Source organism: Solibacillus sp. FSL W7-1472 (assembly GCF_037969775.1).
In the GTDB taxonomy this organism is placed as follows: domain Bacteria; phylum Bacillota; class Bacilli; order Bacillales_A; family Planococcaceae; genus Solibacillus; species Solibacillus silvestris.
Map to the genome: position 1 here is coordinate 1,570,049 of NZ_CP150208.1, position 12,813 is coordinate 1,582,861.

13 protein-coding genes are annotated in these 12,813 nt (G+C 37.3%); 7 read left to right on the forward strand and 6 right to left on the reverse strand.

Going from position 1 to position 12,813, the window contains the following annotated elements:
• Positions 1–92 precede the first annotated feature (92 nt).
• Both MKY07_RS07620 and abc-f read right to left on the reverse strand, forming a co-directional pair.
• Positions 93–1,139, reverse strand: coding sequence for an LLM class flavin-dependent oxidoreductase (locus MKY07_RS07620; protein ID WP_339264285.1), 1,047 nt, complete (start codon positions 1,137–1,139; stop codon positions 93–95).
• A gap of 124 nt (positions 1,140–1,263) precedes the next feature.
• A complete protein-coding gene (gene abc-f, locus MKY07_RS07625; RefSeq protein ID WP_339264286.1) occupies positions 1,264–2,712 on the reverse strand; it encodes an ABC-F type ribosomal protection protein in 1,449 nt (482 codons plus the stop codon).
• 472 nt (positions 2,713–3,184) lie between these two features.
• Here abc-f and MKY07_RS07630 point away from each other — a divergent pair, with 472 nt between their 5' ends.
• Positions 3,185–3,817 (forward strand): LysE family transporter, encoded by a 633-nt coding sequence (locus MKY07_RS07630; RefSeq protein ID WP_339264287.1) that lies wholly within the window; start codon positions 3,185–3,187, stop codon positions 3,815–3,817.
• Positions 3,818–4,182: 365 nt separating this feature from the next.
• A complete protein-coding gene (locus tag MKY07_RS07635) occupies positions 4,183–4,782 on the forward strand; it encodes a DedA family protein (protein WP_041865894.1) in 600 nt (199 codons plus the stop codon).
• 52 nt (positions 4,783–4,834) lie between these two features.
• Here the strand turns inward: MKY07_RS07635 and MKY07_RS07640 are convergent, their stop codons facing one another.
• On the reverse strand, positions 4,835–5,698 hold the full coding sequence (locus tag MKY07_RS07640; protein WP_339264288.1) for a helix-turn-helix transcriptional regulator: 864 nt from the start codon (positions 5,696–5,698) through the stop codon (positions 4,835–4,837).
• 329 nt (positions 5,699–6,027) lie between these two features.
• On the reverse strand, positions 6,028–6,591 hold the full coding sequence (locus tag MKY07_RS07645) for a DUF4256 domain-containing protein (RefSeq protein ID WP_339264289.1): 564 nt from the start codon (positions 6,589–6,591) through the stop codon (positions 6,028–6,030).
• A 336-nt stretch (positions 6,592–6,927) separates the two neighbouring features.
• Here MKY07_RS07645 and MKY07_RS07650 point away from each other — a divergent pair, with 336 nt between their 5' ends.
• Positions 6,928–7,128 carry a cold-shock protein gene (locus MKY07_RS07650; protein WP_008406560.1) on the forward strand — a complete coding sequence of 67 codons (201 nt, stop codon included), beginning with the start codon at positions 6,928–6,930 and terminating at the stop codon, positions 7,126–7,128.
• A gap of 179 nt (positions 7,129–7,307) precedes the next feature.
• Complete coding sequence (locus MKY07_RS07655; RefSeq protein ID WP_339264290.1) at positions 7,308–8,345, forward strand: DUF1835 domain-containing protein; 1,038 nt, start codon at positions 7,308–7,310, stop codon at positions 8,343–8,345.
• 497 nt (positions 8,346–8,842) lie between these two features.
• Here MKY07_RS07655 and MKY07_RS07660 read toward each other — a convergent pair whose 3' ends face one another.
• Entirely contained in the window at positions 8,843–10,150 is a 1,308-nt protein-coding gene (locus MKY07_RS07660; RefSeq protein ID WP_339264291.1) for a serine hydrolase, read from the reverse strand.
• A gap of 192 nt (positions 10,151–10,342) precedes the next feature.
• Entirely contained in the window at positions 10,343–10,555 is a 213-nt protein-coding gene (locus MKY07_RS07665; RefSeq protein ID WP_008406565.1) for an alpha/beta-type small acid-soluble spore protein, read from the reverse strand.
• A 255-nt stretch (positions 10,556–10,810) separates the two neighbouring features.
• Between MKY07_RS07665 and MKY07_RS07670 the strand changes: the two genes are divergently transcribed.
• Genes MKY07_RS07670 through MKY07_RS07680 form a run of 3 tightly spaced genes read left to right on the forward strand, consistent with a single transcriptional unit; the run spans position 10,811 to position 12,813 of the window.
• Entirely contained in the window at positions 10,811–11,578 is a 768-nt protein-coding gene (locus MKY07_RS07670) for a class I SAM-dependent methyltransferase (RefSeq protein ID WP_339264292.1), read from the forward strand.
• A 12-nt stretch (positions 11,579–11,590) separates the two neighbouring features.
• Positions 11,591–12,394: a GNAT family N-acetyltransferase gene (locus MKY07_RS07675; protein WP_339264293.1), complete on the forward strand. Its 804-nt coding sequence runs from the start codon at positions 11,591–11,593 to the stop codon at positions 12,392–12,394.
• Between the two features lie 14 nt (positions 12,395–12,408).
• On the forward strand, positions 12,409–12,813 hold the full coding sequence (locus MKY07_RS07680; protein ID WP_339264294.1) for a thioesterase family protein: 405 nt from the start codon (positions 12,409–12,411) through the stop codon (positions 12,811–12,813).

The following is a 12,813-nucleotide window of genomic DNA, read 5'->3' on the forward strand; positions in this document are numbered from 1 at the left end:
AATGCTTTGAGAAATAGCTCATACCAACTAGAAAAAGCAATGGCAAATAGGGCAGGCAGCAAAGAAGCCGCACAGCCTACTCGTTAATCATTTTAAACGCTCTTTAATCGCGCAACTTCCTCACGTACGATTGGCGCAACTTTTGTGCCTAATAGTTCGATGGCATGCATTACTTGGTCATGCGGCATGGAACCGACTGGCATATGCAGGAAAAATCTTGAAATACCGACATGTTCGAAAAGATAGATGATTTTCTTTGCAACCGTATCAACATCTCCTACATAAAGAGCGCCTTCCGAGCTGCGGGCATCATCAAATGCTTCACGTGTATAAGGAGCCCATCCACGCTCACGGCCAAGTTTCGTCATCGCTGCTGCTGTGGACGGGAAAAACTGCTCAACAGCAAGTTCTGTTGTATCCGCAATAAAACCATGCGAATGGGAAGCGACCCGCAGCTTCGAAATGTCATGGCCTGCTTTTTTCGCCACATCATAATACAGTTGAACGATGCGCGCGAAATACAGGGGACTACCACCAATAATCGCCAATGTTAGCGGCAAGCCCAATGTAGCAGCTCGAATTGCAGATTGTGGTGTACCGCCGCTCGCTACCCAAATCGGCAATTTTTCCTGAACAGGGCGCGGGTAGATGCCACGATCTTGAATTGATGGACGGAAATGGCCAGATGATGTCACAATCTCATTTTCCTTAAGATTTAATAATAGATCGAGTTTTTCTTCAAAAAGCGCATCATAGTCGTTCAAGTTGTTTCCGAACAGCGGGAACGATTCAATAAATGAACCGCGGCCAGCCATAATTTCGGCGCGTCCGTTCGATAGTCCGTCAAGTGTTGCGAATTGCTGGAACACACGTACCGGATCATCCGACGAGAGTACCGTTACAGCGCTCGTCAGTCGAATTTGTTTTGTTTGCATTGCAGCTGCAGCGAGCACGACAGATGGAACTGATGCTGCATAATCTTCACGGTGATGTTCCCCGACACCATACACATCCAGTCCTACCGAATCCGCCAGCTTAATTTCTTCGACGATTTGGCGCAGTCGTTCGGCATGACTTACTGTTTTGCCAGTTAAAGCGTCCGGTGTTGTTTCTGCAAATGTTGAAATACCTATTTCCATGTGATGACCTCCAAATAATAAATAGCTCGTTACCTTTTCTTACTATGATTACCATATGAAATCATTTTAGTGCACATCGATTGGAAATGAAAGGATTGTTCAATTCGAAACATTACAAGTAAAGTCAGATTTCAATTAAGGCCCTATCTTTTATCTCTATAATTCTTGTAGTTACTTGTTTCACAAAGTAGTCATCATGGGAGACAAAAAGAATAGTGCCGTCATATGCCCGGATAAAGTTTACCAACGCCTCTTTTGTCGCCATATCAAGGAAGTTGGTCGGTTCATCGAGCAGGAGAATATTATATTGACCTAAAAACAGCTCACTTAAAAGTAAACGAATGCGTTCGCCTCCGCTTAAAACAGTAATTCGTTTTTGTAAATCACTCTGGTCAAACTGCATCTGATGTAAAACAGTACGAATAAATGCATCGCTATATTCGCTTCGTGTTTTTATAAAACTCCAAACCGTCTCATCCGGCAAGTTTTGATATGCAAGCTGAGAAAAATGGCCGATTTTGACTTTCGGTGAGAGATCCATATGGGGATGCTTTTCGACCATCGCCTGCAGCAACGTTGATTTCCCACTGCCGTTCGGACCGGTCAGAGCAATTTTATCCTGTAAACGAACTTGAAGCTGACATTGATCAATCAGTATTTTCTCACGGATCGACAAAGTGAAATCTTGCATCATGATCGGCACTTTATTATGAAGTTCCAATGCTTTCGATTGTTTGAAATGAAGTGGAACATCTTCTTTTACTTTCTCGACAAAAGGAAGCTGTTCGATTCGTTTTTCCATCGCCTTTGCCGAGCGATAAGCCGCTTTTTGGCTTGTTCCTTTGGATTTTGTTTCAAACATTCGATTCGCTTTAGCCTTCGTTTCTTTTTTTGAAAGCTTCTTTGCCTCGGTAATTTTTTCGGCCTTTTTCATTTTTTCGGCAACTGCCTTTTCCAAGTGGGCCTTTTCGCGAACGTATTTTTCATGGGCAGCAGCTTGCTCATGTTTTTCCCGTTCTTTTTGCGCGGAATAATCGGAATAATTTCCGCTATAAACCGAAACTTGGCCATCATTTACTTCCCAGATTGTCGTGACGACGCTATCCAGCAGGTTCCGATCATGGCTGACTAAGACGACAGCTCCGTAATAATCGCGTAGTTGATCTTGCAAAAATCGGATGCCTTCTTGATCTAAGTGCGTTGTCGGTTCATCGAAAATCAATGCCTCATAGTAATGACTGAATGCCTGTGATAACTTCAGCCTCGTCAGTTCACCACCGCTATGTGGATCGACTGCCTTTAATTTATGAAGAAGGGCGATGTCAATATTGTGTTGTGTGAAAGCAGGGGATGTTTGTTCAAAATAATAATAATCGACATGTGAACTTACATTTCCTTGCTGCGGCACGAGTTGACCCGTTAATATTTTTAATAAAGTACTTTTACCGGCGCCGTTTTTACCGACAATACCGATGCGGTCAAATTGATAAATAGCCAGCTGCGGGATTGCGAGTATATCCTTATCTAAAAATTGTACGTGTATATTTTTCAGTTCAAAGCTTAAGTTTTCCATTATTGCTACCTCCGAAATATAGAATTTCGTACCGATAGCTTATCGATACGAGCGGTTTGTGTAATCCGCCCGTATTAAAAGAATAGAAGCATCTGCATTGTTTTAGCCCTCCATTTTATACGTGAGTCTAAAACGCAATAAAAAAGCAGACATATGTATGCCTGCGCCGAAAAAATATAGAAGTCTCCCGTTTAAAGAGGAATCTCTATGGTTTCATCGTTTACAAGCATGACAAAAAAGCCCATCTCAAATGGGTTTGCTTTTTTATTGCCAGCTTAGCGTAAACGAAGTAAAAACATAGAAAAATCCCTCCTTCTCATAAATTAATGACATCATAATAGTTTTCCTGAAATAAGTCAATCCAGGAATTAATAATTAATTAGGGGAGTAATTGAAAATTTATAAATATTCAAATATAATTATATTTATAAAACGGACGTAAGAAGAAATCTTTTTTGGAAGATGTGGTCGAATGAGTTTATATTTTGCATATGTCATGATTGGCCTTGCGATTGCAATGCCGGTTGGTGCCATTACAGTTGAAATGACAAAACAGGGGTTAAAAAATGGATTTATGCATGGTTGGGCGGTAGGGCTTGGTGGTATGACAATTGATTTAGCTTTAATCATTGCCTTATATTTAGGGGTAGCTCAATTTTTATCGTTGTCTTATATTCAACTTCCGCTTTGGCTTATTGGAGCCGCGTTTTTATTTGTTTTGGCTTTTGATTCTATTAAAAACGCAGATAAAGATATTGCATTAGCTGGTGAGAAAGCCAATAAATCCTTTTTGTCAACTTACCGCAATGGTTTATTGGTTGCTGTTTCTCCAGGAAATCTTGTTTTCTGGATTTCTGTATTTGGAGCAGTTTTGGCCGACTCTTATTCAGGAAAAGGTACCCATCAATTTTTAATTGTTGCGCTTGGTATTTTATCGGGGATTTTACTGCATGATATTGGACTTTTAACAATTGTTTCACTTTCTAGAAAAGTTATGAATCGTACTATGATTAAATGGACTTCCATCATCGCGGGTATATTATTATTCGGATTTGGCTGTTACTTTATCTATGAGTTTATTCATGATTTAAAAGCATTAATTTAACTAAGAGACAGACGATTCCAAAGCATAACTGGTTTCGTCTGTTCGTTTTTTATATGTGGAGTTAGTTGGAGAGGGGAAGTCACAATTGTACTAACATATCGCTTTTTTCATAGACATACACTGCTATAATTAAAAGTTTTGCGGATGAGGCAACATTTGTGAGGAGAAGACGTTCTATTCTAAAGAAGAGCATACAGAATAACGGCATGTTTTCACAATTTCTATTGTGAATCGATTAAAGTTTTTGTATGCTAAGTGAATGTGGAAGTGGACTATGGAGTTAAAATCAGAAAATGATGATTTTAACTTTGGGATAATGCAAATGATTGGAGTTGTTTTTGTTGTTAGATACAATCATTCTATCAATGATTGAGTTTTTTAAAGGGTTTGGCTATTTTGGTGTACTGTTGGCGCTCTGCTTTGAGTTTATTCCAGCAGAAATTATATTACCGATGGCTGGCTTTTGGATTGCTCAAGGGGAATATAGCTATTGGTTAATGGTGCTTGCAGGAACGGTAGGCGGAACGATTGGTCCGTTGACTTTATATGCAGTCGGGCGTTATGGTGGTCGACCAATCGTTTTGAAATACGGGAAGTTCTTCTTGATCAATGAAAAGCAAGTGAATGCATCGGACAAGTTTTTCGCTAAATATGGCGCGGGTGTCGCATTTTTCGGACGCTTTATGCCAATCGTCCGTACGGCAATTTCGGTTCCATGCGGGATGACTAAAATGAATGTATGGAAGTTTACAATTTACACATTTTTAGCGATGTTCCCAATTACCGCGCTTTATGTTTATTTAGGCATTAAGCTAGGGGAGAACTGGGAACAGGCAGGAGATCTGTTTAAACAATACTTGCAGCCGTTTGTTATCATCATCATTGTTCTAGCAGTAATTTATGCGATTTACAAATACCGCATTAAATTATTAGAGCGTAAAATGAACTTACCTAAAAAAAAATAAACTAAAGGGCAGCCGACCTAACATTGGCTGCCCTTTTATAATTATCTTTACATTATTTAACGATTAAATTATTTTTAATTTCCTTCTCCAACATTTTTACTAGTTCTTCCTGTTCTAAATGTTGAAGTAATGTTAAGCCCTTATTGATAAAACCTTCATCCGCTCCGTTTAAATTATTGAGGCAGACGCCTTTTCTCACATAACAAATCGACAGGTTGATAAAAAGCTGCTCCGATTTACATGCACTGATTGCATCATTTAACAGATGAAGTGCGGTTTCATAGTCTTTTCCTTTAATATTAATAAGCGACAGATTGATCAGAAAATTAATTTTTAATTTATTTATATTTTGAAAGCCATTGTACTTGTCGATATGACGAAAAGCAAATTCTTTTATTTCGGTTGCAGTAGGAATCGGAAACACAAATAAAATAGCATTCAGCAAATAAATATCAGCTAAGTACAATGTATTTCGTTGAGAAAGATCTTTCCAAATGGGAGATAAAGTTTTAGAAGCCATTACAAAATCGCTGGATCTGGCCAAAATGAGCATCCCCTCCATTACGGTTTGAATATTGATAATTAAATTGTCGTTCGGATTTTGCCGTAAATAAGCAGCACATTCTTCAATCATTTGAAGCAGTGCATTTTCGGAATTGTACGTTTGATTGTAAAACCTCTTCATAATTCTTTGGCGCTCATGCATTTCGTAGTTATTGCTTATGTATTCAAACTCTTCGTAAGACATTTCGAGCCGACCCAAAAATTCCTTTAAAATAGAATATTTAATTTCTCTGTTTTCCCCTTTTTCAAATTTTGAATAGTTGCCCTGTGAGCATATTTTCTCGCTGACATATTGTTGTGAATAGCCTTTACCAACCCGTATGTCTTTTACAACTTGCCCGTAATTATTCATTTCATCACCTAATTATTCTTTTAGGCATATTATACACTTTTTGTCTGATAATTTGTAAAATTAATACAAAGGAGGGGACGAAATGGTAGATTTATTAATCACTACTTTAGAACTGTGGATTATTGGAACTGGTGGAGGATAAGTAAGGATTTAAAGGATCATATATTAATTAGTTTTGGAATAAAAAGGAGTTAAGGGTAAATCTGAATTTATATTATTTTCATATCCCGGGCTGAGTCATTCGATTTATTGTCCAGAGTTGCTTAAAATAGAAACAAGCCGTTGTCAAAAAATGTGACAACGGCTTGTTTTAAATTGAGATCATTAAATTAAACAGTAAGCGAACCTCGAAATCCTCGAGCACCATAGTAAGAGTCTGCACCATTATGATACATGAAAACCGTCTCATATCGACGGTCACAGAAAATTGCACCGCCAAGTTTGCGGATATCGGGTGGTGTTAAAACCCAGCTGGACGTTTTTAAATCAAATTTCCCAAGTTGCTGCAACGAGCGGTATTCAACTTCTGTTAAAAGTTCAATTCCCATAGAAGCCGCCATATTCATCGCACTGTCTTCAGGTTTGTTTTTCTTTCGCGCATCCAGTGCTTCCTGGTCATAACAAATACTTCTGCGTCCTTTAGGGCTTTCAGGTGAACAGTCCATAAATGTGTATGTGTCCATTTCATGATTATATGCAACGACATCAGGTTCTCCTTCAGTACGTTCCATTTCATGAAGCGACCACAGTTTTACAGGATTTGCTTCGAGCTTTGTCTGCACATTTTCCCAATCGATATTCGGATGACGTTCCATATGCTGTAAAAAGCGTGCTTTCAATGTTGTAAGAAGTTGTTCTTGTTGTTCGTTTGTTAATACTTTTTTAGCTGTCATAATAGAGAACACCTCGATAAGTAGTTGATGCCATTAATGATACTGTAAGCTAGAGAATAAAGTCTAGTAATGATTAACTTTCGAAATAAGATAAATCTATTCAAAACTTAGTTTGCATCATGATTATACTTGCACTCGAATGAAATAAAATAATAAGAATAGACAAATGGTTTTGTTTGTTATATACTATGGTTAATAAGAAATGTTACAAGACAACAATAAATTCACCTATTACAAAATGTATTCGTGTTTTATTTAGTACTTTTTGTAATATGTGAATTTTTTCTTTATGAGAATTGTGATCTTATTAAATTTAATTAAATGGAGGTCATTTAAATGACACAAGGTACAGTAAAATGGTTTAACGCAGAAAAAGGTTTTGGTTTCATCGAAGTTGAAGGCGGAAACGACGTATTCGCTCACTTCTCAGCAATCCAAGGCGAAGGTTTCAAATCTTTAGACGAAGGTCAAAAAGTTGAATTTGAAATCGAAGACGGTCAACGTGGCCCACAAGCTACAAACATCGTAAAACTTTAATTTTAATGATGTAACGATAAACTGCATCCCAAATATGGGGTGCAGTTTTTTTGTGTCTAAAATTAAAAAGCTGCTGGAGGAGAAAGAAATATAGTTTACAGGTGAGCGGGACCATTTTGTTAGGAAGGTTATACTAAAAGAGGATTTAATGGTAAAATTTATGGGAAGGGGGTATTCATTTGTTTAATGAATTGAACGCTGTTATTGATCAATTAGAAGGCAAAGAACGGAAAGCCTTATTAATGCAAATCTTTTTACGGATGCAAGTAGTCGAAGAAAGAAATGGTTATTCAGAGGAGCAATTTTTTTTAGATATTAAAAATACATATAACAACCTGTTGGAGTACAAAAAGAATCAAGCAAACGTTGAGCCTGTACAATATCAAGCAACACATATTGTCTTTGGAGATTCGCCATCAGGCAGCCTGAAATTTGCTTTAAAAAAGTTAGGGCTAAGTCATCAGGAAAGGATTATTACGTTTTCCGATGTGTTTTCTATTGGTCCCATTTGGAACTTACATAACTTACAAGGTATTTCGAATCGATCTAAATGGTTTAGAAATCATATCATTATTGATGATGAGGACCTCTATCATCACGAAGAACATTTTAAACAAACGATTGTAGATCTTCAACAAACGCCAAATGATCACCCAATTATTATTTGGGCGGGGGATAATGCACATGAACAAACGGGTTTACGGTTTGTACTTTATTTATTAAAAGAGAAGGCAAACGATATCCATATCATTCATACTAATGGAGCATATAAAACTTATTTTGATCGACCCGATATCGATTTTAAGCCGTTAAATATGGGGGAACTGTCATCAGATCAATTAATGGAAATTTACGAAAACGAGAAAAAGGGTCAACTATTGACGCTAGCGGAACATAAAACATTAGAAGATGAATGGAAGCAGCTTTGTCAAACTAATGATGTTTTACGAATCTGGGAAAATCAAAAGATAAAAAGTGTTCCTGAAAATTTTTATGATGCTTACATTATCAATACAGTGAAGAAACTTCATCAAAATAAACAGAATAAGGACTTTATAAAATCAGCCAGAATTATCGGAGAAGTAATGGGTCATTTAGATCAATATATTGGTGACCATTTTTTAGAATATCGTGTCAGACGTTTAATTGTCGATGGTGTATTTGACTTGGAAGGTGTACCAAAGGCAATGCGTTACTATAGCATAAAAATTCGGTGAAGGTACTATATGTAAATTTAGCAACACTTCAAAACATCCAGTATAAGAGCAGGGGAGTATATGAAAAAAATTAATATACCGATTATTTTGAATGTAGCCGCACTTATCTTTATAATGGCGACCTTTTATTGGGGATTTGAACAATTATTTATGACGAGACTGGTGTTAATTTTCTTTGCACTTGTCTGCTTATTATTTGAAATAAAAAAGGATAACATTTCGAGAAATAAGATGTTATTTATCATTTTTAGTGTCGTTAGTCTAATCGCAATAGTGATAAGTATTCTTGCAAATAATAGCTCATTAAATCACGCAATCAATAATACGGATTATCTTATTCCATTGTTTATGTATGTCCTGATAGTCATTATGTATAAAGAGCTGTATACGGAAAGTGGATAAAGAATCAGAGGATTAATCGATTGAAAAAGATGCTTAGCCAAATCAGGCAAAGCATCTTTATAGATTGTTGCGGTATTTATAAAATCAAACCAAACTTAGTTTAAAAGCGCCTCACGTACCTCATCGCGAAAACCTGCATCGTTCAAAAGCTTTCTTTCAAATGAATTTCGATTGTTTCTCAACAGGAAATGCTCATGAAATTTCAGGTTATTAAGTAAAATAACAAATTCGTACTGATCACCCTTAAGGTTTTCAACATACATCGCGTTGTTTAAGACGAACAGTGTAGAGCCGCCCTTTGAGCCAATATGTGTATATTTCCTATAATTTTCTTCATTTAATTGCATCGGCCATTCCAGTAGATCCCGGATTGTTTCAGCTGCATTTGATGGCAGCTCGTCATTGGAAATAAGGGCGAGCAGTTTCCCGTAATCATTTGCAGAAGCGCCAATTAACCGATCTGACCAAACTCTTTGTACGGCAGGGGATGAGTCAAATGTAGTCTCACTTGCATTAATTTCTCCTGTTTTCATTTGCAGGCTTATCGATTGAGCTAACTTACGATAGTCGTCCATTGATAACTTTTGGAGCGCCTTGATTAATTCTTTTTCGGACATCCCATCTTTTTGGATAGAATCAGGAATGAGGAGCGCACTGCCAATTGGATAAATGTCTTCATGCTGTGTTAAGCCTAACGCTGTTTTACGCTGATTTATCGCATCAATACCGAGCAAATTAATTAAATAGTCTGTATTGGCATTTGAGCTATATGTAATCATTCCTTTTGCAACATCATGCAAAGTGACTTCATTATTTTGGATGCCTCGATCTTGTTTCACAGCTTCTAACCATGCTTCATGACCGCCCCCATCAGTATTTTTCCAATAAAAACGGTTCAAATCGCCCAAAGGTATTGACTGGTCTTTTTGAATTTTATTTTCTTCGACCTGCATGGCATATTCAACTGCAATAAGGATTTTTACTGTACTTGCTAATGGCCGTCTAACAGTTGACTGGTAAGTAATTACAGGTTTGCCGTTTTCAGCAAAATAAAAGGAGCTGGATTCCGGATTTTCCTTTAAATGTTGAATAACATAATTGGGATTGTCCCGAAGTAGAGCATATGCTGCAATTCCTGCAATTAAAGTAGTGACCCCATAAATCGTTAACCTCTTTTTTGTATAGGTTTTAGAATCAAACAAAATCATAGCCAGAACACCAAATAGGAAAGCAATGAGGAAATTTATATTGAAAACTAAAACGGCAATAATAATTCCGGATATAATTCCAATCGTTACAATGGCTTTCTGAACTTCTTCACGAGTTCTTTGCGCCTTATTCAAAAAGGGAATTAAAGTAAAGAAAATAATACCGAGCAAACCAATCCAACCATAAATATTCATATATGCCCTTTCCTCCTTCTTATCCAATCCCTAAAGCAAAGTGGGTAATTCCATAAATTGTTATTACTGTTATTTACGGAGGGAAGCAGTAAAAGTTTCATTTCTTTTTGGTTTGTCTATGTATGTAATCTCCTTGAAAAGCCAAAATGAAAAGAAAACGCTACATAGTATGCAGCGCTTCCTTTTCGTTAATTATTGTTGATTGTTTGAGTTTCCGCGTAATTGTTGCTCTGCCATTTGTACTAGGCGTTTCGTAATTTCGCCACCTACAGAGCCGTTAGCACGTGCTGATGCGTCTGGTCCTAATTGAACACCAAACTCTTGTGCAATTTCGTACTTCATTTGGTCAACTGCTTGTTGTGCACCAGGTACACGTAATTTGTTTGAGCTGTTGTTGTTTGCCATCTGTTATCGCCTCCTTATGACATTAGAATGCACAGGGAAGAAAGTTTCATACCACATCAGAAATAGGTAATTTACAGTTCAATTGGTAACGTTTTTATAATATGGTGTTTTTATAATAACAGATAAACACTAAATCACACAGGATAGCTCGCACCGCAACTAAAACAAATTAGAAAAATTGTCGGATTGTAACATGTGGAATAAAGTGGTTTAATTGGGACATACAGTATAGATCCGTCATCGTTACAGAAAGGAATGACTTTTTTGAATACAATTATCGAAAACAATAAAAAAAGCTGGGATATAGTAGCAAAGCATTTTGCTGGAGGAGATGCGTTGCCAAGCTATGGACCATTAGCACAAACCGAAGAGGAACTGAATTTAATCGGAAGTGTTGCCGGCAAAACAGTGCTGGAAGTTGGATTTGGGAGCGGTCATTCTCTTTTATATATGAATAACAATGGTGCAAAGGAGCTTTGGGGTGTTGATTTTTCGAGTGCCCAAATGGACCTGGCACAGAAAACGTTATACGGCATTGAGGCAAGCTTATTTACGGCTCCAATGGAAGAAGAAATCGGTCTGCCGAAAAATTATTTTGATTTAGTGTATTCCATTTATGCGATTGGCTGGTCAAGTGATCTTCCGGCAACGTTTAAGTTAGTTTACAGCTACTTAAAAGAAGGAGGCGAATTTATTTTCAGCTGGGAACACCCTTTCTATAATCAAATCAAATGCCGTGATCATCAGTTTAGTTTAACGGATTCCTACCAGCGTGAAGGATATATCGAAACAACGACATTTAAAGGGGAAGATGCGCCAATGCAAATACCGAAATATAAAATGGCGACATTTATAAATGCACTTTTAAAAGCAGGCTTTGAACTTGTAGAAATTATTGAAAGTGATATTCCGGTACATGCAAAAGGTGAAGAAATTCCGTATTCCGAAAAATATTATTCTCTACATAAAGCAAGCAACTTTCCAACAACCTTTATCGTAAAAGCTCGTAAACGTACTATATAGGAGGCAAATATAATGATTCGAAAGTTAACAAACGAAGACCTTGAAACTACATTGGCACTTGTACATAAAAAGCCGGCAGAAAATTTATTTATCATCGGTGATATTGAAGCGTATGGGATGGAATCGGATATCCAGGATTTATGGGGGCAATTTGAAGGTGATCAGCTAAAAGCGATTTTACTGCGCTATGATCAAAACTATATCCCGTACAGTGAAGGAAACTATGATACCGAGGGATTTGCCAAAATAATTAACGGAAATCAAGGACAGATAGAAATTTCGGGACTCCAACATTTAGTCGCTCCATTAAAGAAATGGATTGACCGCGGTATTCGTCGGGACAGCGAAACGTATTATGCAAAATGTACAGAATTGACCGTTCTCACATCTGATTTGGATTTTTCAAATGTGACGTATTTACAGCCAATTGAATACGAAGAAAATATTGAAATGCTCAAATCGATTCCGGAATTTTCAACGGGTACCTTTAGTATTGAAGGAAGAGAACGCGCGGAAAAATTTAAAACGGGGCGTACTTATATTATTCGTGACGAACAGGGTGTGATGGTCTCTTCAGCATCTACCACTGCAGAAAATTCCCAGTCTGCAATGATTGTAGGCGTCGGAACGAGACCAGGTTACGGAAAAAAAGGGTATGCCACGCACTGTATGTTAAAGCTTTGTCGTGACCTGCTCGCTGAAGGAAAATCAATCTGTCTGTTTTATGATAATCCGGCTGCCGGACGCATTTATAAGCGGATTGGATTTGAGGATATCGGTTTTTGGTCTATGGTTCGTTATGAAGAGAGAAATTAAGGGGGACAAATATTGTGAAAACATTATTAGCAGAACAACCGATTCAAATAAACGCCTATGATATCGATGCAATGGGCATTGTAAGTAATATTGTATATGTAAGATGGTTTGAGGATTTACGGATGGCTTTTTTAAATGAGCATTACTCATTGGCGGAAATGATGGCAGTGCAAATCTCCCCGATTTTGATGAAAACAGAGATTGAATACAAAGCCCCTTTAACAATTTTCGATAAACCGGTCGGACGTTGCTGGATGGTAAAAATCGGGCAATCAAGTTGGGAAATGGAGCTGGAAATTACAACGGAAAAGCATATCCATTGCATCGGAAAACAATCAGGATGCTTTTTCAATTTAGAAAAGAAAAGAGTTGCGAAAATTCCTGATCCATTAAAGAAGCTTTTTGAAATGGAGCAATAA